At 74.4% G+C, this 20,061-nt stretch carries 13 protein-coding genes, 1 tRNA gene, 1 pseudogene and 1 riboswitch; of the genes and pseudogenes, 8 read left to right on the forward strand and 7 right to left on the reverse strand.

The features are described from left to right. Nucleotides 1-388: 388 nt before the first annotated feature. Nucleotides 389-2,479, forward strand: coding sequence for a sigma-70 family RNA polymerase sigma factor (locus ABZ172_RS12275; RefSeq protein WP_356883017.1), 2,091 nt, complete (start codon nt 389-391; stop codon nt 2,477-2,479). A 517-nt stretch (nt 2,480-2,996) separates the two neighbouring features. Here ABZ172_RS12275 and ABZ172_RS12280 read toward each other — a convergent pair. Further along, nucleotides 2,997-5,108: an asparagine synthase-related protein gene (locus ABZ172_RS12280; protein WP_356883019.1), complete on the reverse strand. Its 2,112-nt coding sequence runs from the start codon at nt 5,106-5,108 to the stop codon at nt 2,997-2,999. Between the two features lie 930 nt (nt 5,109-6,038). Between ABZ172_RS12280 and ABZ172_RS12285 the strand changes: the two genes are divergently transcribed. The 4 genes from ABZ172_RS12285 to ABZ172_RS12300 all read left to right on the forward strand — a co-directional run bounded on the left by ABZ172_RS12285 (nt 6,039) and on the right by ABZ172_RS12300 (nt 11,422). Then, a complete protein-coding gene (locus ABZ172_RS12285) occupies nt 6,039-7,535 on the forward strand; it encodes a sporulation protein (RefSeq protein WP_356883021.1) in 1,497 nt (498 codons plus the stop codon). Nucleotides 7,536-7,674: 139 nt separating this feature from the next. Next, a complete protein-coding gene (lhgO, locus tag ABZ172_RS12290) occupies nt 7,675-8,931 on the forward strand; it encodes an L-2-hydroxyglutarate oxidase (RefSeq protein WP_356883023.1) in 1,257 nt (418 codons plus the stop codon). Continuing rightward, nucleotides 8,924-9,886, forward strand: a complete 963-nt coding sequence (gene trmB / locus ABZ172_RS12295; protein ID WP_356883025.1) for a tRNA (guanosine(46)-N7)-methyltransferase TrmB — start codon at nt 8,924-8,926, stop codon at nt 9,884-9,886. The genes lhgO and trmB overlap by 8 nt, the downstream gene beginning before the upstream one ends. Before the next feature lie 90 nt (nt 9,887-9,976). Then, nucleotides 9,977-11,422 carry a PrsW family intramembrane metalloprotease gene (locus ABZ172_RS12300; protein WP_356883027.1) on the forward strand — a complete coding sequence of 482 codons (1,446 nt, stop codon included), beginning with the start codon at nt 9,977-9,979 and terminating at the stop codon, nt 11,420-11,422. A gap of 253 nt (nt 11,423-11,675) precedes the next feature. Here the strand turns inward: ABZ172_RS12300 and ABZ172_RS12305 are convergent, their stop codons facing one another. From ABZ172_RS12305 to ABZ172_RS12325, 5 genes and pseudogenes are all read right to left on the reverse strand, one after another. Next, nucleotides 11,676-12,620: an aldo/keto reductase gene (locus ABZ172_RS12305; RefSeq protein ID WP_356883029.1), complete on the reverse strand. Its 945-nt coding sequence runs from the start codon at nt 12,618-12,620 to the stop codon at nt 11,676-11,678. A 222-nt stretch (nt 12,621-12,842) separates the two neighbouring features. Beyond that, nucleotides 12,843-13,883 (reverse strand): M23 family metallopeptidase, encoded by a 1,041-nt coding sequence (locus ABZ172_RS12310; RefSeq protein WP_356883031.1) that lies wholly within the window; start codon nt 13,881-13,883, stop codon nt 12,843-12,845. A gap of 11 nt (nt 13,884-13,894) precedes the next feature. Further along, nucleotides 13,895-14,047, reverse strand: a riboswitch (cyclic di-AMP (ydaO/yuaA leader). 233 nt (nt 14,048-14,280) lie between these two features. Continuing rightward, the gene (locus ABZ172_RS12315) at nt 14,281-15,438 is read right to left on the reverse strand and encodes a PP2C family protein-serine/threonine phosphatase (RefSeq protein ID WP_356883033.1); all 1,158 of its coding nucleotides are present in this window, start codon (nt 15,436-15,438) and stop codon (nt 14,281-14,283) included. Nucleotides 15,439-15,577: 139 nt separating this feature from the next. Then, nucleotides 15,578-15,679: pseudogene (locus ABZ172_RS12320) on the reverse strand (MerR family transcriptional regulator); the annotation flags it as partial. Between the two features lie 124 nt (nt 15,680-15,803). Further along, nucleotides 15,804-15,877, reverse strand: a tRNA-Met gene (locus ABZ172_RS12325). Between the two features lie 463 nt (nt 15,878-16,340). On the opposite strand from ABZ172_RS12325, the gene ABZ172_RS12330 reads away from it, so the two are divergent. The 3 genes from ABZ172_RS12330 (at nt 16,341) to ABZ172_RS12340 (ending at nt 18,400) form a co-directional block, all read left to right on the forward strand. Next, nucleotides 16,341-17,726, forward strand: coding sequence for an FAD-binding oxidoreductase (locus tag ABZ172_RS12330; RefSeq protein ID WP_356883035.1), 1,386 nt, complete (start codon nt 16,341-16,343; stop codon nt 17,724-17,726). Nucleotides 17,727-17,933: 207 nt separating this feature from the next. Continuing rightward, a complete protein-coding gene (locus ABZ172_RS12335; RefSeq protein ID WP_356883037.1) occupies nt 17,934-18,086 on the forward strand; it encodes a hypothetical protein in 153 nt (50 codons plus the stop codon). 92 nt (nt 18,087-18,178) lie between these two features. Further along, nucleotides 18,179-18,400, forward strand: a complete 222-nt coding sequence (locus ABZ172_RS12340; protein ID WP_356883039.1) for a hypothetical protein — start codon at nt 18,179-18,181, stop codon at nt 18,398-18,400. Nucleotides 18,401-18,425: 25 nt separating this feature from the next. Here the strand turns inward: ABZ172_RS12340 and ABZ172_RS12345 are convergent, their stop codons facing one another. Next, nucleotides 18,426-19,766, reverse strand: a complete 1,341-nt coding sequence (locus ABZ172_RS12345; protein WP_356883041.1) for a sugar ABC transporter substrate-binding protein — start codon at nt 19,764-19,766, stop codon at nt 18,426-18,428. Nucleotides 19,767-20,061: the final 295 nt, after the last annotated feature.

Below are 20,061 nucleotides of genomic sequence, written 5' to 3' on the forward strand. Positions count from 1 at the left end.
CCCTCCGCCCCCCTTCCCCCCGCCGGCGGCGGGCCGCGGGGGGGGGGGGGGGCGGGGGGCGGGCGGGGGGGGGGGGGGGCGGGCGGCGGGGGGGGGGGGGGGGGGGCCCCCCCCCCCGCGGCGGGGGGGGGGACCCACCGGTGCGGGCGGCCAGAGCAGCCTGAGCGTCCGGGGTGCGGGCGCCACGGTCGTGACCACGGCACCGCAGGGCTGAACACCCTTGCGAGTGAGGGAGGTTATGTCTCCCCGTCCGGGTGATGTCGCATTCCCCGGGCGCAGGAAAACACCTCGGACGAGTGGTTACCGATGCTCGGGCCCCGTCCTGGCAGGGCTCTGTGACACTCTTTCCCCGTATTCGGGTTCGAGGGTGTGTACGGGGGCTTCCGCGATGAGCGGTGAGGCGCAGCAGGAAGAGCCGGCCGACGGCGTCGCCGCCGAGGGCGAGCGCGGCGGCACCGGCACGGAGACCGACGGCCCCGCGTCCCCCTCGGTCCCGACCCAGATGCCCGGCCGTGCGCCGGGCCGGCCGGCACCGCCGGATCGTTCCGTGGGAGCAGGCCGCCCGGGCGGCGGTCCCACCGAGGCCGGTGTGGAGCCGCGGACGGACGAAACCACCGAGGGCGGCACGGTGCTGCCCGGCCCCTGGCCGCCGGCGAGCGCGGCCGACGCGGGCGGAGCGGAGCAGGGGCCGGGCACGGATCCGGTCTACGCCGTCCCGCTCCAGCGCGAGGGACGCACGGGATCCGCCGACCTCGGCCCCTCCGACGCCCAGCTGATCGAGGGCATGCGCGCGGGCGACGACCAGGCGTACGAGGAGCTGTTCCGGCGCCACTCGGGGGCCGTGCGCCGCTACGCGCGTACCTGCTGCCGCGACGCGCACACCGCCGACGACCTGACGGCCGAGGTGTTCGCCCGCACGCTGCAGGCGGTGCGCGGCGGGAAGGGACCGCAGGAGGCCGTCCGGGCCTACCTCATGACGGCTGTCCGGCACGTCGCCGCCGCGTGGACCCGGACCGCCCGGCGCGAGCAACTCGTCGACGACTTCGCGGTGTTCGCCGCCCAGGCCACCCGCTCCGCCGAGCTGTCGGAGACCGACACCCTGGATCTGGGCGCCGATGTGCTGGCCATGCACGAGGCGGACCGGTCGATGGCCATGCAGGCGTTCCGCAGCCTGCCGGAGCGCTGGCAGGCCGTGCTGTGGCACACGACCGTGGAGGAGGAGTCGCCGAGCCAGGTCGCCCCGCTGTTCGGGCTGACGGCCAATGCCACGGCGGTCCTGGCCGTGCGGGCGCGTGAAGGGCTCAAACAGGCTTATCTGCAGGCCCATGTGAGCCGGTCGCTGACCGCCGGCGGCGACTGCGCGCAGTACGCCGACCGGCTCGGCGCCCATGCCCGCGGCGGGCTGCGGACCCGGGCGGAGCGCGGACTGCGCAAGCATCTGGACGAGTGCGCGAGGTGCCGGGTCGCCGCCGGTGAGCTGGACCGGGTGAACGCCGGTATCCCCGCCCTGCTCCCGATCGCCGTCATCGGCTGGTTCGCGGCGGGTTACGCGGTCAAGGCGGCCGGCGTCGTGGCGGGTGGCGCCGCGGGGGCGGCCGGTGCCGGAGCCGCGGCGGCGGCCACCGGAACAGCCTCCTCCGGAGGCGGCACGGCCGGTGGAGCCGCGGCGTCGGAGGGGCTCGGCGCCCCGGCGAAGGCCGGGATCGCCGCCGCGGTGGCCCTGGCGGTGGCCGCCGGACTCGTGTGGGCCCTGGTCGGTGACGACCGGCCGGCGCCGGAGCAGAAGCCGGTCGCCGAGCCGCCGGTGACCGCACCCGCCGATCCGACGCCCCCACCCCCGGAACCGGAACCGGCCCCGCAGCCGCCGGACCCGCCCGCGTCACCCGCCCCCGAGGCACCGCCCGCCCCGGAGCCCACCCCGAGCCCCACACCGACCCCGTCCCCCACGCCGACCCCGGAGCCGCCCGCCCCGGAGCCCACACCCGAGCCCACTCCGCCCGAGCCCTCGCCGACCCCGTCCGCCCCGAAGGAGCCCGCGCCGGAGGTCTACCAGGTGAACGAGCTGGCGTACTCCGTGATCGGTGACCACACCGGTCCCGAGATCCTGCTCGGGCAGAGCAACGGCGTGTTCTGGCAGCGCAGCGGGCTCTCGATCGCCTCGACGACGTACGCCCACGGGGTGACCGCGCCGTCCCGCTCCTCGGTCACCGTCCAGCTCAACCGGACGTGCAGCCGCTACGACGCGATGGTCGGGGTCGACGACCTGACCCTGGGGCTCGGTGCGGTGCGCTTCTCGGTGTACGGCGGTGAGGGGACCCGGCTGTGGCAGTCGCCCGTGGTGCGCGGAGGTGAGCCGGCCGTGCCGGTGAGCGTCGGCATCGAGGGCCGGAAGACGATCCGGCTCGTCGTGGAGCCGTCGGGCCCGCTCGGCGGGGCCGCACTGGCGGACTGGGCGCAGTCGCGGATCAGCTGCAGCTGAACTCCCGCACGGAGCCGGTCAGGAGACCACGGCGGACCCTGCGGTGCCGGACCACGGCCCGGGCGACACCCGGGACATGTCCGGAGCCTGCTCGGGGACATGCCCCAGGACGTGCCCAGGCTCGTCACGCCCGGTCTCCCGCTGCGGCTCGTCCCACCCGGTCTCCCGCCCCGCGCAGCCGTCGCGCTCCGGCAGCCCCGGCGGCACCAGCAGCTCCAACGGCCGCCGGAGGCACGGTCCCTCGCCTGCGGAGGCATCCGGAGGCGTCTGCAGGTATCCGGAGGTCACGGCCGGGTCAGAGCCCTGGCCATCTCGCGCAGCACCTGCGGGACCACCGGACGGCGCGGACACCCGGGGACGGACGCACCTGAGGACGGACGCACCCTGGGACGCCCCGAGGCTGCCGTGACCCGCCGAAGCCGCCGTCGCCGTGGACCGCCGCGGCCCCCGAAGCAGCCGTCGCCGTGACCCGCCGAGGCCGCCGTCGCCGTGACCCGCCGCGGTCAGCTGCCGCCGGTCACCGTTGGAGGGTGCGACGGGCCGGGACGACGCCGCCCGCGACCGCGCGTTGCCGCGGGGCCGCCGTACCGGTCCAGCAGGTGCCCCGGCGGGTGACCAGGCGGCGCAGCCACAGTTCCGTGGACGCGAGCTCGGCCAGGCCGTCCAGGGGCAGCGGCTCGCCCTCGGAGGCGGCCCGCAGCGCCTTGCGCACGACGCGTGCCTCGACCAGGCCGGCGTCGGCGAGCAGCGGGGCGTCGAAGAGGGCGATCAGTTCGGGCAGGGCCGCGCGCAGACCGATGCGTCCGGCCGCGGTGGACGTGGCCTGGGACGGGGTTCCCCAGCCGGGCGGCAGTTCGTGGATGCCGGCGCCCGCGAGGACCCGGCGCAGGATCGCGGCCCGGGCGCCCGGCTGGACCCGCAGCGACTCCGGGAGGGCCCGCGCCGCGCGGACGACCTGGTTGTCGAGGTAGGGGGCGTGGAGGCGCTGGCTGCGGACCTCCGCGGCCTGTTCCAGGATCCGCTGGTCCGCCGCGTGCCGGGCGAGCGCCGCCCGGGCCCTGGCCTCGCCGGGGCGCTGCACGAAGGCGGGACGGATCGCCGCCTCCTGGAGGCGAACCGATACTTCCGCGAGGGCCTCACCGGTGAGCCAGCGTGCGGCCGGACCGGGCCGCGACCAGGCCAGGGAGGCGAGGGAGGCGTCGGCGGGGGTGTCGAGGTCGGGGGCGTCGCGGTTGGCGTCGGGCAGCAGCGACGCGGCCGTTTCGAGCCCGGTGCGGTACGACGTACGGGCCAGCCTGCGGGCGGCCCGGTAGACGGCCAGCGGGACGAGCAGGGAGTGCGGGGAGGGGCCTTCGGCCCGGGCCAGCGCGGCGACGGGCCGCAGCAGGTGGCGTCTGCGCCGGTCCATCAGGAGGTCGGCCAGCCGTGCCGGGTGCGCGTCCAGGACCTGCCGGGCGCCGTGGCCGACGAAGTGGTCCGCGCTGCCCGCGGACAGCCGGCGGCGGTGGCGTTCGGCGACGACCAGCGAGGGTGCGGGCTCGTCGGTGAGGGGGCCGCTCTCCAGTGAGGCGTACGGCAGGGCCTCCTCGCCCGCCGCCACGACCACGTGGTGCAGCCGGGGGTTGGCGGCGATCACCCGGGCCCGCTCCAGCTCGTCCTCGCGCCCCTGCGCCGCGAGGTCGTTGAAAGTGACGGCCAGCAGCCGTTCGCCGGCGCCCGTGCCGTGGCCCAGCACGGTGCCCGGCAGCCCGGGCAGCCCCGAGGCCAGCAGGGCGAGCGTGGCCGAGGCGCTGCCGCCGGAGAGGTCGGCGCCGATCCCCGGGACGGGCGCCCCACGGGCGGCGCGGCGTTCGGCGGGCCCCATGCCGGGGACGGGGCCCGGGTCGGGCGGCAGGGTCTCCGGGGCGTGGCGCGGGGCGGTGAGCCGGGCGCGTACGGCCTCGACGAGCGCGTCCCGTACGCCTTCGACGGCGCTCACCGGGTCGGCCTGCGGGGCCGCGACGGCGAGCGAGGCCACCGCCTCGTACCCGGTGATCTCGCGCGAGCCCTCCCGGAGGATCAGCGCGTGCCCGGGCGGGATCCGCTTCACCCCCGCGTACGGGGTGCCGTCGCCCAGCGCCTCCGGGGTCTCGGGGCAGGCCAGCAGCGCCGCGAGGTGCCCGATGTCGAGCTGCGCCTCGATGAGGTCGGCGAGCGGGAGGGCGGCGGTGGCGTAGGCGGTGCCGTTGGCCCAGGGGGTGTGGAAGACGGGGCGCGCGCCGGCGAGGTCCCCGGCCACGGTGATGCGCCGGCCGATCTGGACGACGGCCGTGTAACTGCCGGGCCAGGCCGTGAGGTGACGCAGCGCGCCGCCGCGTGCGGACAGCAGCCCGGCCCGGAGCTGCTCGTCGCTGGCGCCGCAGCAGCCGAGGACGGCGAGGCGGGTGGTGGGCGCCCCCTCGGGGGTCGCGACCGTGATGACGCGGATCTCGTCCGGGCGCCAGTCGCCCACGGCCCAGAGGGGATCCGGGTCACCCCAGAGGAGTTGGGAGCCGACCGGGTGGACCGTGCGCCCCTCCCCGTGGCGGCCGACCGCACCCACCGTGCCGAAGCTCGCGGCGATACTGCTCCAGCCCACCAACCAACGCATCGCCGCCTCCACAGGCTGTGGACGAACCGGCGTACCAGGACACGGAGAACGCCGTCGCGGGACATGCTGCCACGACAACGGCGCCCGGGAAGGGGTGCGGGTGGCGCACACCGGCCGCGCATGCGCCCCTGGCAGAGGCCTGGCCACGGCTCCGCGGATCCCTCCGCAACGGATGCGGGTTCCGGGGGAGTTGCGGAGGGCGGCTTCCGGAGGCCGCCCCGTCCCGGCCCCGCGGCACACCCCATGCGAATCGGCCATAGTCGGGCGGACGCGCCGCACCCCGAGTGACCGGCGCTATCCGGCCATTTTCCGATCGCCGGGGAACCGCGCGTTTCGCCGCCGCGGGCGCCCGTCCACGGGCCGTCAGGACCGTCGGCGGCCCCTCCCCCGGGCCGCCCGGAGCCTCCCGCGCCCGTCCGCCCCCGTGCGGCGACGTGCGGGCCGGCGCATCCCCCCGGTGCGCCGGACCGCACGTCCGCTTTCCCGAACCCCGCCCGCAGGGCGCACGGTCCGGGAGGTGTCATCACCTCCCGGACCGGTTCGCCGCCCGCGGGGATGGGGCGGCGGTCTCCCCCAGCCCGCCGAGTCCAGTTCGGCGGGCCGACCCACGCAGGACCCATCGAAGCGCTTGCGATTCGGCCGAGGCAGAGCGCACGGCCGGGCGCACGGCCACACGTCAGGAGCACGGCGGCCCCGCACCGCGCGCCGCACGCACCCCATTCCCGCCATACGGAGGTCTGCCCCTTAACGGTGGGGATGCGGCGAACTACGCTGGGTTTACCGATGTTCTCGGCAGCGCGGCATATTCCACGGGGCCTGGCCAAATGCAGGTGCGGCCGGAGTGCCCGGGACCGTAGCTGGGGAGAACACGGTACGAATGCCGCGCGCCCGACGGTGACGCGGCAGCCGTCTGTGTGTCGAGGGGTGGCTATGTCCAGGGAGCAACGCGGGCCGAACGAGAAGCTCGGCACGGTTCTCGCCCTCGCGGGAATCAGCAACGCCGGCCTCGCCCGGCGGGTCAACGACCTGGGAGCGCAGCGGGGTCTGACCCTTCGCTACGACAAGACGTCGGTGGCCCGGTGGGTCGCCAAGGGCATGGTCCCGCAGGGCGCCGCGCCCCATCTGATCGCGGCGGCGATAGGGGCCAAACTCGGCCGTCCCGTGCCGCTGCACGAGATCGGGCTCGCCGACGCCGACCCGGCGCCCGAGGTCGGTCTGGCCTTCCCCCGCGACGTGGGCGAGGCGGTCCGGTCGGCGACCGATCTGTACCGGCTGGACCTCGCGGGCCGCCGGGGCGGCGGCGGGATCTGGCAGTCGCTGGCGGGCTCGTTCTCGGTGAGCGCCTATGCGACCCCCGCGTCCCGGTGGCTCATAACCCCGGCGGATCCGTCGGTGGCGCGGGACCCGGCGGCGGCCCGGGCCGCCGTCCTCACCCCGGAGGGCGCACCGGGGGCGCAGATCCCCGTCCAGCCGGGCCCGGACAGTGCGGTCGCGGCGGACGGCACCCTGCTGCGCGTGGGCCACAGCGACGTCAGCAAGCTGCGCGAGGCCGCGCAGGACGCGCGGCGGTGGGACTCCAAGTACGGCGGCGGCGACTGGCGTTCCTCCATGGTCCCAGAGTGCTTACGCGTCGACGCCGCACCGCTCCTGCTGGGCTCCTACAGCGACGAGGTGGGCAGGGCGCTCTTCGGCGCCTCCGCCGAGCTGACCAGGCTGGCCGGCTGGATGGCCTTCGACACCGGGCAGCAGGAAGCCGCCCAGCGCTACTACATCCAGGCACTGCGGCTGTCCCGCGCCGCCGCCGACGTGCCGCTCGGCGGTTACGTCCTGGCCTCGATGTCGCTGCAGGCGACCTACCGGGGGTTCGCCGACGAGGGAGTGGACCTCGCGCAGGCCGCGGTCGAACGCAACCGCAGCCTGGCCACCGCACGCACCATGAGCTTCTTCCGGCTGGTGGAGGCGCGCGCCCACGCCAAGGCGGGCGACGCACCGGCCGCGGGGGCCGCGCTCCGGGCCGCCGAGAGCTGGCTGGAGCGCTCCAGGGCCGGTGACGCCGACCCGGCGTGGCTCGGCTTCTACTCCTACGACAGGTTCGCCGCCGACGCCGCCGAGTGCTACCGCGACCTCAAGGCCCCCCGCCAGGTGCGGCGCTTCACCGAGCAGGCGCTGTCGAAGCCCACCGACGAGTTCGTCCGCTCCCACGGGCTGCGGCTGGTCGTCTCCGCGGTCGCCGAGCTGGAGTCGGGCAACCTCGACGCGGCGTGCGCGGCGGGGACACGGGCGGTGGAGGTGGCGGGACGCATCTCCTCGGCGCGCACCACGGAGTACGTACGCGACCTGCTGCACCGCCTGGAGCCGTACGGCGACGAGCCCCGTGTGGCCGAGCTGCGGGAGCGGGCCCGCCCCCTCCTCGTCTCCCCCGCCTGAGCGGCTCACCGCCCCGGCACCACCGGTACGCCCGGTTTTCGGCCGGTCCGGGCACGAAACGTCTCGCCACGCTCGCGCCGTCCCTGGTTTGAGCCCGTTGTCAGTGGGTCAGTGCACTATCGGGGTGGGAGGTGGCGTGATGATGACGCACGCGGCGTACGACTGCGACGTGCTGGTGATCGGTGGCGGGATCGTCGGTCTGTCGACCGCGTACGCGCTCACCCGCGCCGCGCCCGGCACCCGGATCGCGGTGCTGGAGAAGGAGTGGGGCCCGGCCCGGCACCAGACCGGGCGCAACAGCGGAGTGATCCACAGCGGCATCTACTACCCACCCGGCTCCCTCAAGGCGCGGTACGCGGTCCGCGGCGCCGCCGAGCTGGTGGACTTCTGCGCGGAGCACGGCATCGACCACGCGGTGACGGGCAAGCTGATCGTCGCGACCGGCAGCGCGGAGCTGCCGAGGCTGCACGCCCTGGTGCAGCGGGGCCGGGCGCACGGCCTGCCGGTCCGGGAGCTCGGCCCCGCCCAGATCACCGAGTACGAGCCGCGGGTGCGCGGGCTGGCGGCGATCCGGGTCGGGACCACGGGGGTGTGCGACTTCACCGCGGTGGCCGTCCGGTTCGCCGCCGAGGTGACCGCCGCGGGCGGGCGCATCCGTTACGGCGCCGAGGTCGTCGCCGTCGACCGGCGCCCGTGGGGCGTCGCAGTGCGCACGGCCGACGGCCGGGTGGTCCGGGCCCGGGTGCTGGTCAACTGCGCCGGACTGCACAGCGACCGGATCGCGCTGCTCGCGGGCGACGAGCCGGGGGCCCGCATCGTGCCGTTCCGCGGGGAGTACTACGAGCTGGCCCGGCCGGAGCTGGTGCGCGGCCTCGTCTACCCGGTGCCGGACCCCGCGTTCCCCTTCCTCGGGGTGCATCTGACCCGGGGGGTCGACGGCTCGGTCCACGTCGGACCGAACGCCGTGCCGGCACTGGCCCGCGAGGGATACGGCCGGACGGCCGTCCGCCCCGGCGAGCTGGCCGCCACCCTGGCCTGGCCCGGCGCCTGGCGGGTCGCCCGGCGGCACTGGCGGTACGGCGCGGGCGAGGTGCACAGGTCCCTGTCGAAGAGCGCGTTCACCCGGGCCGTCCGGCGTCTGCTGCCGGAGGTGACGGAGGCCGACCTGCGGCCCTCCCCGGCCGGCGTCAGGGCCCAGGCGGTGCTGCGGGACGGCACCCTGGTGGACGACTTCCTGATCCGGGACGCCCCGCACACCGTGCACGTGCTGAACGCCCCGTCCCCCGCGGCCACCGCGTCCCTGCCCATCGGGAGGGAGGTGGCGCGTCGGGCCCTGCTCCGGGCTCGCGCGACGGGATGGACGCCTCCCGCCGTAGAATCGGGGCATTGTGTCTGAGCCTGTGAACCCCACCCCCAAGACGCCCGGCCCCGTCCCGGAGACGCCCGGCTCGGCGCCGGAGACCGTGCCCGGCAGCGGCCTCGGCGCCGCCCCGGACGACGCCGACGCGAACCGCGCGCACCCGCCGGCCGAGGACGCCACGGCCGGCGCGGACGCCCTCGCCGACGCGGACGCCGCCGATGCCGCGGCCCGCCGCGCCGCCTCCTTCGAGCGTCAGCGCAGGCTGCGCCAGGAACCCCGCTTCCCCGGCGGCCCCGCGGCCGACCCGGCGGGCTCCCACCACGAGCGCCGGATCCGCAGCTTCCAGCCGCGCCGCAGCCGGGTCACCACCGGCCAGGAGGACGCCCTCCAGCGGCTGTGGCCCCTGTGGGGCCTGGACATCGACGGCCGCAGCGTCCTCGACCTCCCCGCGTTGTTCGACGGCCTCCCGGTGGTCCTGGAGATCGGCTTCGGCATGGGCGAGGCGACGGCCCTGATGGCGGCCGACGACCCGGGCACCGGGATCCTCGCCGTCGACGTGCACACCCCCGGCCAGGGCAATCTGCTCGGTCTCGCGGACCGGGCGGGGGTGTCCAACGTCCGGGTCGCCAACGGTGACGCGATCATCCTGCTCCGCGAGATGCTGGAGCCGGCCGCCCTGGACGGGCTCCGGGTGTACTTCCCCGATCCGTGGCCCAAGAAGCGGCACCACAAGCGGCGGCTGATCCAGCCCGAGTTCCTCGACCTGGTGGCGGGGCGGCTGAAGCCCGGCGCGGTCGTCCACTGCGCGACCGACTGGGAGCCGTACGCGGAGCAGATGCTCGACGTCCTGACCGCGCACCCCCTGTTCGAGAACACCGAGGCGGACGGCGGCTTCGCGCCCCGGCCCGGGTTCCGGCCGCTGACCCGCTTCGAGGGCCAGGGCCTCGACAAGGGGCACGTCGTGCACGACGTGCTGTTCACCCGTCGCTGATCGGCTGACCCGTCGCTGATCGGCCACGGCCCGGCACCCCCGGGGACGGCGGCGTGGCCAGGTGTCCGTCGCCCTCGTTAGGGTCGTCGGATGTCCGAGGGGTCCGTGCAGCACCAGCAGCCGGCCGTCCCGGTTCTCGAGGAGCAGCGGCTCGACGAGTTCCTGGGTGCCGTCCCGGAGCGAGGCCAGTGGCGTTACCGGCCCCGCCGGGTCGGCATGGTCTGGCGCAGCAAGGCGTTCCGTGCCGGCGCGGTGATCACGGTGCTCGCGCTCTGCGGTCTGGTGATCCTCGCGCTGGTGCGCCGGCAGACGGGCACCGAGGGGTTCCTGGTGGGGCTGGGGCTGGCGGTGCTGCCCGTGCCGCTGCTGATGGCCGCGTTCCGCTGGCTCGACCGGGTCGAGCCGGGCCCCTGGCGCAATCTGCTGTTCGCCTTCTCCTGGGGCGCGTGTGCGGCTGCGCTCGTGGCCATCATCGCGAACTCCTTCGCCACCCGGTGGATAGCGACGGCCACCGCGGATCCGGCGAGCGCCGACACCCTCGGGGCCACACTCGTCGCCCCGGTCGTCGAGGAGAGCGCGAAGGCCGTCGCGGTCCTGCTGATCTTCCTCTTCCGCAGACGGCAGTTCGGCGGAGTCGTCGACGGCATCGTCGTCGCCGGCTTCACCGCGACCGGCTTCGCCTTCACCGAGAACATCCTCTACCTGGGCAACGCATTCGGTGAGGACCAGCAGCTCGGCACCTCGGGCTTCGCCTCGGTGACGGCCGGGACCTTCTTCGTCCGCGTGGTGATGTCGCCGTTCGCGCACCCCCTGTTCACCGTGCTCTCCGGGATCGGCTTCGGCATCGCCGCACTCGGCGGCGCGCGCCACCGGGTGCGCCGCGTCGTCCTGCCGCTGCTCGGGATCGTCCTCGCCATGGGCATGCACGCCCTGTGGAACGGCTCCACGGCCTTCGGACCGTACGGCTTCTACCTCGTGTACGGCCTCTTCATGATGCCGTCGTTCGGCCTGGTGACCTGGCTGGCGGTCTGGGCGCGCCAGCGGGAGCTGCGCACCCTCTCCACCGAACTGCCGGTGTACGCCGCGGCCGGCTGGCTGGCCCCGGCCGAGCCGCTCGCCCTCGCCTCGATGCGGGCGCGGGGCATGGCCCGCGACATGGCACGGCACTGGAACAGCCACCCCGACCGCGCCCGGGGCAAGGCGGCGGCCCGTGCCGTCGCCGAGTACGAGTCGTTCGCGACGTCCCTGGCCATGCTGCGCCGGAGGGCCCGCCACGACGGCGCGGGCCCGGACTTCGCCCCGCGCGAGCAGGAGCTGCTGCACCATCTGTGGCAGCGCCGGGAGATCGCCGGCCCCGCGCTGACGTACGCGGCCCATGCGACGGGCCGGCTGCGCACCCACCGGCTGCCCGTGCCGCCGCCGCGCCCGTACGCCCCCGGCGGCCCGGCTCCGCAGCAACTGCCCGCGCCGCACCGGCACTACGGCGGCTACAACCCGTATCTGGACGACGGCGACCGCCGCACACCGCCCGTCTGAGGGCTGCCCGCCGGCCGACGCCGGACGCCCGGCCAGCAGACGGCAGACGGCAGACGGCAGACGGCAGACGGCAGACGGCAGACGGACCAGCGTAGGACGCCCGCGGACCCCGGCCCCGGTACGTCCGGTCACAGGCTCCGGGCCCGGCCGGACGGTTCACAGGCGCCGGACCCGGGCGTCGGGTCACCCGCGCCGGGCCCGGCCGTGCGGTCTCGGGCCGGGGCCGGGGCCGGGGCCGGGCGCCGAACGGGTCTCAGGCGGATGCCTCGGTCAGCTCCGCGAGCTCCCGCTCGGTCAGCCGGAGGTCCGCCACCGCGACCAGCGCCGGCAGCTGTTCGACCGTGCGCGCGGAGGCGATCGGCGCGGCCACGGTGGGCCGGGAGGCCAGCCAGGCGAGGGCGACCGTGGCGATCTCGGCGTCGTGCTCCTGGGCGATCCGGTCGAGCACCGCGAGCACCGCGCGGCCCCGCTCGGTCGCCAGGTGTTTGCCCGCGCCCTCGGCCCGCGCGCTCTCGACGGTCGTCCCCGGCCGGTACTTGCCCGTGAGGAAGCCCGCGGCGAGCGCGAAGTACGGCACGGCGGCGAGACCCGCGGCGGCCGCGGTCTCCTGGAGCGCGCCCTCGTAGGTGTCGCGGGAGACGAGGTTGTAGTGCGGCTGCAGCGCGACGTAACGGGCCAGGCCCTCACGCTCGGAGAACTCCAGGGAGGCCCGGAGCCGCTCGGGGCTGATGTTGGAGGCGGCGATCTCCCGCACCGTCCCCGCCTTCACCAGCTGGTCGAGCGCCGTGACGATCTCCTCGACGGGGACGCTCTCGTCGTCGAAGTGCGTGTAGTACAGGTCGATGTGGTCGGTGCCGAGCCGGCGCAGGGACGCCTCGGCCGCCTGCTTGATCGTGGTGGCCGAGAGCCCCTTGTACGCGGGGTGGGCGCCGACCTTGGTGGCGATGACGACGTCGTCGCGGCGGGACCGGGCCGCCAGCCACGCACCGATGAGCGTCTCCGACTCACCGCCCTGGTTGCCCGGGATCCAGGCGGAGTAGGAGTCGGCGGTGTCGATGAAGTTGCCGCCCGCCGCCACGTACGCGTCGAGGACGGCGAACGTCCGCTCCTCGTCGGCCGTCCAGCCGAAGACGTTGCCGCCGAGGGCGAGGGGGAAGACCTGGAGGCCTGAGGAACCGAGAGGGCGCAGAGATGTCATGCCCAAGGACAACCCATCGACGGAAGCAACTATTCCGCTCCACGCCGGTGCGCCCCGGACCGTGCCGGTCCGGAGTACTCCGGGCCGGGCAGCGGCGGACGGCCCCACGACAGCGGCGGGGCGGACCGGCGACCGCCCCGGACAGGCCGGCGGCCCTGACGTCGGGGGGTCGTGCGTCAGGGCCGCCGGGGTACTGCCACGCCGTGACCGGCGCGCGGGGGATCAGATCGTGAGGCCCTTGCCGCGGAGCCAGCTCATCGGGTCGATACCCGTGCCGTCCGGGGTGTGGATCTCCAGGTGCAGGTGCGCACCCGTCACGTTGCCGGTGGCACCGACACGGCCGATGGTCTGGCCGGTGGTGACCTTCTGCCCGGCGGTCACGTCCATCGAGGACTGGTGGCAGTACCAGACCTCGGTGCCGTCGTCGAGCTCCAGGACCGTGCGGTAGCCGTACGAACCGGAGTAGCCGGCCGACTTCACCGTGCCGCTGTGCACGGCCTTGACCGGGGTACCGGTCGGCGCCGCGAAGTCCAGCCCCGTGTGGTGCCCGGAGGACCACATCGAACCGGCCTGACCGAAGGTGGAGCTGATGTAGTACGACGAGGTCGGGACCGCGTAGCTGGCGGCGAGCTTGGCGAGGCGCTCGGCCTCCGCCTTCTTCTTCGCCGCCTCTTCCGCCGCCTTCTTCTTCGCGGCGGCCTCGGCCTCCGCCGCGCTCTGCCGCTTCGCCGCCTGGGCCGCGGCCGCATCGGCCGCCGCCTGCTCCTCCGCCGCCTTCGCCTCGGCCTCGGCGCCGGCCTGCTGCTGCTCGGCCTGCTGGAGGATGCGGGCGCGCAGCGCCTCGCCCGCGTCGGTGGCGCCCTGCTCGGCCTCGGCGGCGGTGATGCCCGCGGTGGTGAGGGGGGCGGACGCGGCGACCGTCTCGTGGTCCGCGCCGGAGTCGCTGGACATGAACGCGCCGACGCCGGGCAGGGACTTGGCGTCGGGAAGGTTGTCCGCGATGGAATCGGGAAGAGAGATGGAGACCGGCGGCTTGCTCTGCGCGGTGGCCATGCCACCCGCACCGACGGCCGCGATGACACCGACGCCGAGGACGGTGGAACTACGGGCGAGGCCGCGCTGCTTGGCCACGCGATGCCGGCCGCGTACGGGACGGACGGACTCCTCGGTGGGGTTCCATTCCCCCCACGACCTGTCCTCGTCACCGAAGCCGGCGGTCCTGAAGGGTGCCGGAGCCTCGGGGGCAGGCTGATTTGACGCCACGTGGGCGCTCTCCTTTCCTTCCTTCTCGCCTACCGGGTTAGCTGACGGGTTCGGAGCAGGAAGGTCTCCTACGGGCCCCTCTGCCTCTCACGAGACACAGGTGTCCGATTCACCCCATGTAGGTGGTTCCCCGGTTCCCTTGCGGAATTCGGCGCTGCGCACGGTGCCGCCTCTTGCGGCGGCCTGTACGACCGTGCTGCGTTATCGAACGTTAATAGACACACGGGTCCGATTCCAAGCTGTTCCTACAGATCGTTCACGCCTCCGCCCTGGACTTACAGGGCTCAAACGGGCGCAAACGGTCGAGTTGAGCAGGGTGAATCCAGCCGCCCGTTTCTGACGGTGCGTCATATGTTATGCGGAGCGGGGTCCTTCGACTACCGACGGTCGCGACGGTTCATTCACTGTCCCGTCGCACGATCTTCACGGTGGTCCGCCGCTCCTGCTGGCCCCTCGCCGGACGGGCGACCGCGAGCAGCGCCAGGTCGTCCGTCGACCGGCCCCCGGTGTGCAGCCGTACGTCGTCGGTGAGCGCGGACAGCAGCTCCTCGGGCCCCGGGAAGAGCCGGCCGCGCAGCCGCGCGGCCGGGTCGTAGAAGACCCCGGTCATGTTCCGGGCCTCGGAGAGCCCGTCGGTGAACGCCAGCAGCATCGCCCCGGCCGGCAGCGTCCACTCGTCCGACCGGTCGGGCCACGCACCCAGCCCCATCCCCAGCGGCAGGGCGGGCGCGGTCGGCGCCAGCACGTCGAGCGCCCCGTCCGGGTGCAGCACGAGCGGTTCGGGATGGCCCCGGTTGATGACGCGCAGGGTGTCCGAGCCGGCCGGGATCTCCGCCAGGACCGCGGTGACGAACCCCTCCATGGAGTCGAGCCCGCCCCGGCGCGAGCCCTCCCGGGCCAGCGCACGCTCCAGCCGCTGGGCCACCCCCTCCAGCGACATCTCCTGCTCGGCGGCCTCCCGGAACGCCCCGATCACGACGGCCACCGCCGCCACGGCGTCCAGCCCCTTGCCCCGGACGTCCCCCACCACCAGGCGCACCCCGTACGGCGTGTCCGCGACGGCGAACAGGTCACCGCCGACGAACTCGTCCGCCTGGGCCGCCTCGTACCGCGCGGCGACCAGCAGTCCGCCGATCCGGTCCTCCGGCTTCGGCAGCACCGCGCGCATCGCGGTCTCCGCGATGACCCGCGCCGAGGCCAGCTGCTCGTTCCCGCGGCGCACGACGAGGTTGATGACGAGGGAGAGCGCCGCGACGGTCACCAGGGTCAGCAGATCCGTGATCGACACGACCCCGTAGACCGCGCCGCCCGACAACCGCAGGGCGAACACCACGAGGACCGCGGCCACCCCGACCCGCACCGTGCCGGCCAGCGAGAAGAACGGGGCGGCGATCAGCGGGGCCGCGGCGAAGAGCGGCACCGCGGTCACCTCGGTCGGCGTGACCAGGTCGAAGGCCACCCCGGCGCAGATCATCAGCGCGGGCAGGGCGCGCACGAACCGCCGGGAACGGGATCCCCCGGCACCGCGCCCTCGCCTTCCGTCCCGCTTCCCCACCTGTGTGCTCCTGCCCGGTCCACCCACGGCTGCGGACGGTACCGCGCCCCGCCCCGGCCGCCCGGAGCCGCGCCGGAGGGCGGCTCGTCATGGGCCGAAGGGAGGAGCGCGCCGGAGCACCGCGCTCCGGGGGTCGGCCGGAGAGCCGGCGCTGCGCGTGAGTCGTCAGTGCATCCCGTACGGAGACGGCGGTTCCGTCTCCGTGGCGATCGTAGTTGCTCCCGAAGCGGGGATCGGCGACCCGCGCCCTCCGGAGCCGGTCCGCGCACGGTGACCGCCGCCGGACCCACCCGGCTCCGCACCACCGTGCGGCGGTACACGACAGGGGCCCGGATCCTCGAAAGGATCCGGGCCCCTGTCTTCAGTAGCGGGGACAGGATTTGAACCTGCGACCTCTGGGTTATGAGCCCAGCGAGCTACCGAGCTGCTCCACCCCGCGTCGTTGTGAGTAGAACTCTACGCCATCCGGGGCGGTGCTCCGACCACCCGAGGCCCACCGCTCCCCCGAACCCCTGACCCCGGAGAGGCCCCCTCCACTGCGGGTATCTCCAACTCGCCACACCTGCAACGACGTTGACGACCGGTAGGACGGGACCGCGGGCACCGGCACGGTCCGGGATCCGGATTCCCCCCGATCCGGAACACCCTCCCCGGGGTCCGCGGCACACCGGACGGCGCCCCGGCCCCGCGCGCCCGGCCCCGGACCGGTGGCACGCCCGGACCGGTGGCACGTGCCGCTCCGCGATTGCGCGGGCTCCGGAGCGGCGGGACGCTGGAGGGAGAAGCCTTTCGGTGTCCGGCCCCGTCCGCGCGCCACCCCCCGGGGGTGCCGCCGCCGGCCGGCGAGGTTCCGCCGTCATGGTGCCGGAAGAGGCCGGGCGCCACCCGATCAGGAGACGATCATGGACGGCGCCCTCCTCGAAACGATGCGAACCACTCTGCGGGGCCCGGTCATCGGCCCGGACGACCAGGAGTACGGGACGGCCCGAGCGGTCTACAACGCCATGATCGACAAGAGGCCGGCGGCCGTGGTCCGGTGCCACGACACGGCGGACGTGCGGGAGGCCGTGAACTTCGTCCGCGACAACGGCCTGGACGTGGCGGTCCGCGGCGGCGGGCACAGCGGCCCCGGGCTGGGCCTCGCCGACGGCGCGGTCACCCTCGACCTCTCCGCCATGCGCGGTGTGCGGGTCGACCCGCACACCCGGACCGCCCGGGCGGACGGCGGCGCGACGCTGGGCGATCTCGACCACGCCACCCACACGTTCGGCCTGGCCACCCCGGCGGGCATCATGTCCACGACCGGGCTCGGCGGACTCACCCTCGGCGGCGGCCACGGATACCTGACCCGGAAGTACGGGCTCTCGGTGGACAACCTGGTCTCCGCGGACGTGGTCCTGGCCGACGGCAGCTTCGTCACCGCGAACCCGAGCGAGCACCCCGACCTGTTCTGGGCGCTCCGGGGCGGTGGCGGGAACTTCGGCGTCGTCACGTCGTTCGACTTCGATCTGCACCCCGTGGACACCGTGGGCGTGGCCGTCACCCTGTGGCCCCTGGAGCTCTTCGGCGAGGTCATCCGGTGGTACCGCGACTTCCTGCCGCAGGCGCCGGACGACCTGTCCGGCTTCTTCGCCTCGCTGACCGTCCCGCCCGCCCCGCCCTTCCCCGAGGAGATCCACGGCCGGACGATGTGCGGGGTCGTCTGGTCCTCGACGGCGGACCCGGAGGCCCTGGGCGACACCCTCGCCGTGGTGAACGAACCCGGCCCGCCCGCGTTCCACTTCACCACGCCGATGCCCTACCCGGCGCTGCAGAGCATGTTCGACGCGCTGATGCCCGCCGGTCTCCAGTGGTACTGGCGCGGCGACTTCTTCGACCGGATCACGGACGACGCCGCCGAGGTGCACGCCTCGTTCGCGGAGAAGCTCCCCACCGGCCTGTCGACCATGCACCTCTACCCGGTCGACGGCGCCGCCGGCCGGGTCGGGCCCGACGACACCGCCTGGGCCTACCGCGACGCGCACTGGTCCGGCGTCATCGCCGGCATCGACCCGGACCCGGCCAACGCGGCGGCGCTGCGGGAGTGGGCCGTCGGCTACTGGGAGGCGCTGCACCCCCACTCCATGGGCGGCGGCTACGTCAACTTCCTGGGCACCGGCGAGGCCCGGGACCGGGTCCGGGCCACCTACCGCGGTCATTACGACCGGCTCGCGGAGGCCAAGCGGACGTACGATCCGCACAACCTCTTCCACGCAAACCAGAACATCGAACCCGCCGCGCCGCACTGAGCGTCACGCCGGGCTCGCAATTCCGGGGGAAAGCCGTGCCGGGAGGGTTACAGTCTGCGTATACCGCCGCACAAGGATCCGGACGCCCCCGGAGCGGCGCGCACCGGGAGCGGCGCCTCGTCGCCGCACCGGTCGGGACCAGTCCGGCAATCAGTGCGGCGGCTCGGTCACGGGGCTCTCATCACACCTACGTACAGGACACCTGAGATGACCGACACGTCTGCCCGCACGATCCCGCGGCACGCCGACCGGACGACGGCCCCCGCCCCGTCGGGCGCCGCGGCTCCGCTGCCCGCACCGCAGTACGCGGGCCTGTTCATCGAGCCCGACCTGCCGCCGTTCGCCGACGACACCGAGTGACCGGGCGGCCCGGGAGCGGTCCCGCCCGAGTGACCGGCCCGGGAGCGGTCCCGCCCGAGTGACCGGCCCGGCCGGACGGTCGTTGGGAGACCATGCGCATCCGTATCGGCGTGGTCGTCCTCGCAGTGGTCCTGCTGATCGCCGCGTTCCTCGCGAACATCCCGTCCGAGGCCGAGACCGAGGCGGCCTGCCGGCGGGCCCTCGACAACCTGTCGACGTGGACCAACCGGCCGGACGTCTGTCTGGATGTCTCCCCGGACACCTACCGGACCTTCCTCCTGATGTACCAGCTGCGGGAGGAGGGCCTGGACTGAGCGCGCCCGGGACCCGGGGTCCTGATCAGCCCTGCTGTTCCTTCCACTCCGCCTGGGCCTCGTCGAGGTTCTCGGCGAAGGTGTCGAGGAAGTCCGCGGCGCTGGTCTTGCCGAGCAGCACCTTCTGGAAGCCGGCCTCGCTGTCGGCCTTGGAGAGGGTGTTCCAGTCCGGCAGGTAGTACGGGAGCTGGACGATCTCGGTGTCGCCGGAGAACAGCGCCTCGGCGCCGAGCTTGGTGGTCTCGGCCTTGTCGAGCCAGGGGTCCTCGGCCGCTTCCTTGTTGGCCGGGATCAGGCCCGCGGACTCGCTGAACTTCGAGTTCGAGGCGTGGGAGGCGGCGAACTCGATGAACTTCCAGGCCGCCGCCTTGTTCTCGGAGGACTTGAGCAGGCCGAGGCCGGACACCGGGTTGGAGACCATCACCCGCGTGCCGTCGGCGAGTTGCGGCTGCGGGATGCCACGGAACTTCCCGGTGCCGAGCGCACTCACATGGTCCTGGTAGGAACCCAGGTTGTGGTTGAGCATGGCGATGCCGCCGGAGTCGAACTGGGCGACCATCTTCGTGAAGTCGTTGTTGAGGTCGGCCTCCGGGGTGGCCTTCCGGTACAGGCCGACGTACTTCTCCAGGGCGGCGACGTTCTTCGGGTCGTTGACCGTCGTCCGGGTCTGCGAGGCGTCCCAGAACGAACTGATGCCGGACTGCCCGTACATCGCGTCCAGTGCCTGGGCGATGGAGCCCGGGCCGCCGCGGATGGTGTAGCCGAACTGGTTCTTCCGCTTGTCCGTCAGCTTCGCCGCGGCCGCGTAGAACTCGTCCCAGGTGTCCGGCTCGCCCAGCCCGGCCTTCTCGAACAGGTCCGTGCGGTAGTACAGGACACCGTTGGTGGCCGAGATCGGCACCGTGTACATGGCGTCCCGTCCGGCGGCGCTCCGCACGTTCTCGACCATCGCCTCGTTGAGCTTGCCCTTGAGCGAGCCGGCCTCGATCCGGTCGTCCAGCGGTTCCAGGGCGTCCTGCGCGGTGATCCCGGCGACCATCGCGGCCCCCACACCGCCGACGTCCGGCAGGCCTCCCCCCTGGATGGCGGTGTCGTACTTCGACTGCGCCTCGGTGGAGGCGATGCCGACGTACTGCACCTCGATGTCCGGGTTGGCCTGCTCGAAGTCGGCGATGATCTCCTTCCAGATCGCCGTGCGGACGCCGCCGTTCTCGTCCCAGAACACGATCTTCCCGGTGCCCGAGCCCTCGGCGCCCTTCGCGCCGGTCATGCCGCTGCCGTCGTCGCCACAGGCGGTGGCGGTGAGGGCCAGGGCGGAGACCAGGGATATCGCCGCGGCGAGACGGCTGGTGCGGGGCTTGGTCATGGTCGGCTCTCTTCTCTGAGTGCTCACCGGCGGAGCGCCGGGCAGCAGTGCGCCGCAGCGTGGACCGTGCGGGGTGGAGAGGTGCTTCGGTGAGCGCGGGACCGGCGGGGCGGGCCGTCAGCCTCTTCCGGGGCGCCGGGGGCGGCCGGGGAGGTGGATCGGGGCTGGCTGCATGGGGCGCTCGGCTCTCATATCGCGTCTCATATATGACATACGAAGGGCAACGCGAAGAACGTAAATTCGGCCCACTCCCCCGGTCAATGCCCGTGCAGCAGAAACTTCCCGGGCCCGGGGA

Origin of the sequence: Streptomyces sp. NPDC006296, from assembly GCF_040613235.1 — a bacterium.
GTDB lineage: Bacteria > Actinomycetota > Actinomycetes > Streptomycetales > Streptomycetaceae > Streptomyces.

Excerpts from the sequence above, each read along its gene's own strand:
- ABZ172_RS12275 (WP_356883017.1), top strand. The coding sequence starts at position 389 with ATGAGCGGTGAGGCGCAGCAGGAAGAGCCGGCCGACGGCGTCGCCGCC.
- ABZ172_RS12280 (WP_356883019.1), bottom strand. The coding sequence starts at position 5,108 with ATGCGTTGGTTGGTGGGCTGGAGCAGTATCGCCGCGAGCTTCGGCACG.
- ABZ172_RS12285 (WP_356883021.1), top strand. The coding sequence starts at position 6,039 with ATGTCCAGGGAGCAACGCGGGCCGAACGAGAAGCTCGGCACGGTTCTC.
- lhgO (WP_356883023.1), top strand. The coding sequence starts at position 7,675 with ATGATGACGCACGCGGCGTACGACTGCGACGTGCTGGTGATCGGTGGC.
- ABZ172_RS12300 (WP_356883027.1), top strand. The coding sequence starts at position 9,977 with ATGTCCGAGGGGTCCGTGCAGCACCAGCAGCCGGCCGTCCCGGTTCTC.
- ABZ172_RS12305 (WP_356883029.1), bottom strand. The coding sequence starts at position 12,620 with ATGACATCTCTGCGCCCTCTCGGTTCCTCAGGCCTCCAGGTCTTCCCC.
- ABZ172_RS12330 (WP_356883035.1), top strand. The coding sequence starts at position 16,341 with ATGGACGGCGCCCTCCTCGAAACGATGCGAACCACTCTGCGGGGCCCG.
- ABZ172_RS12335 (WP_356883037.1), top strand. The coding sequence starts at position 17,934 with ATGACCGACACGTCTGCCCGCACGATCCCGCGGCACGCCGACCGGACG.
- ABZ172_RS12340 (WP_356883039.1), top strand. The coding sequence starts at position 18,179 with ATGCGCATCCGTATCGGCGTGGTCGTCCTCGCAGTGGTCCTGCTGATC.
- ABZ172_RS12345 (WP_356883041.1), bottom strand. The coding sequence starts at position 19,766 with ATGACCAAGCCCCGCACCAGCCGTCTCGCCGCGGCGATATCCCTGGTC.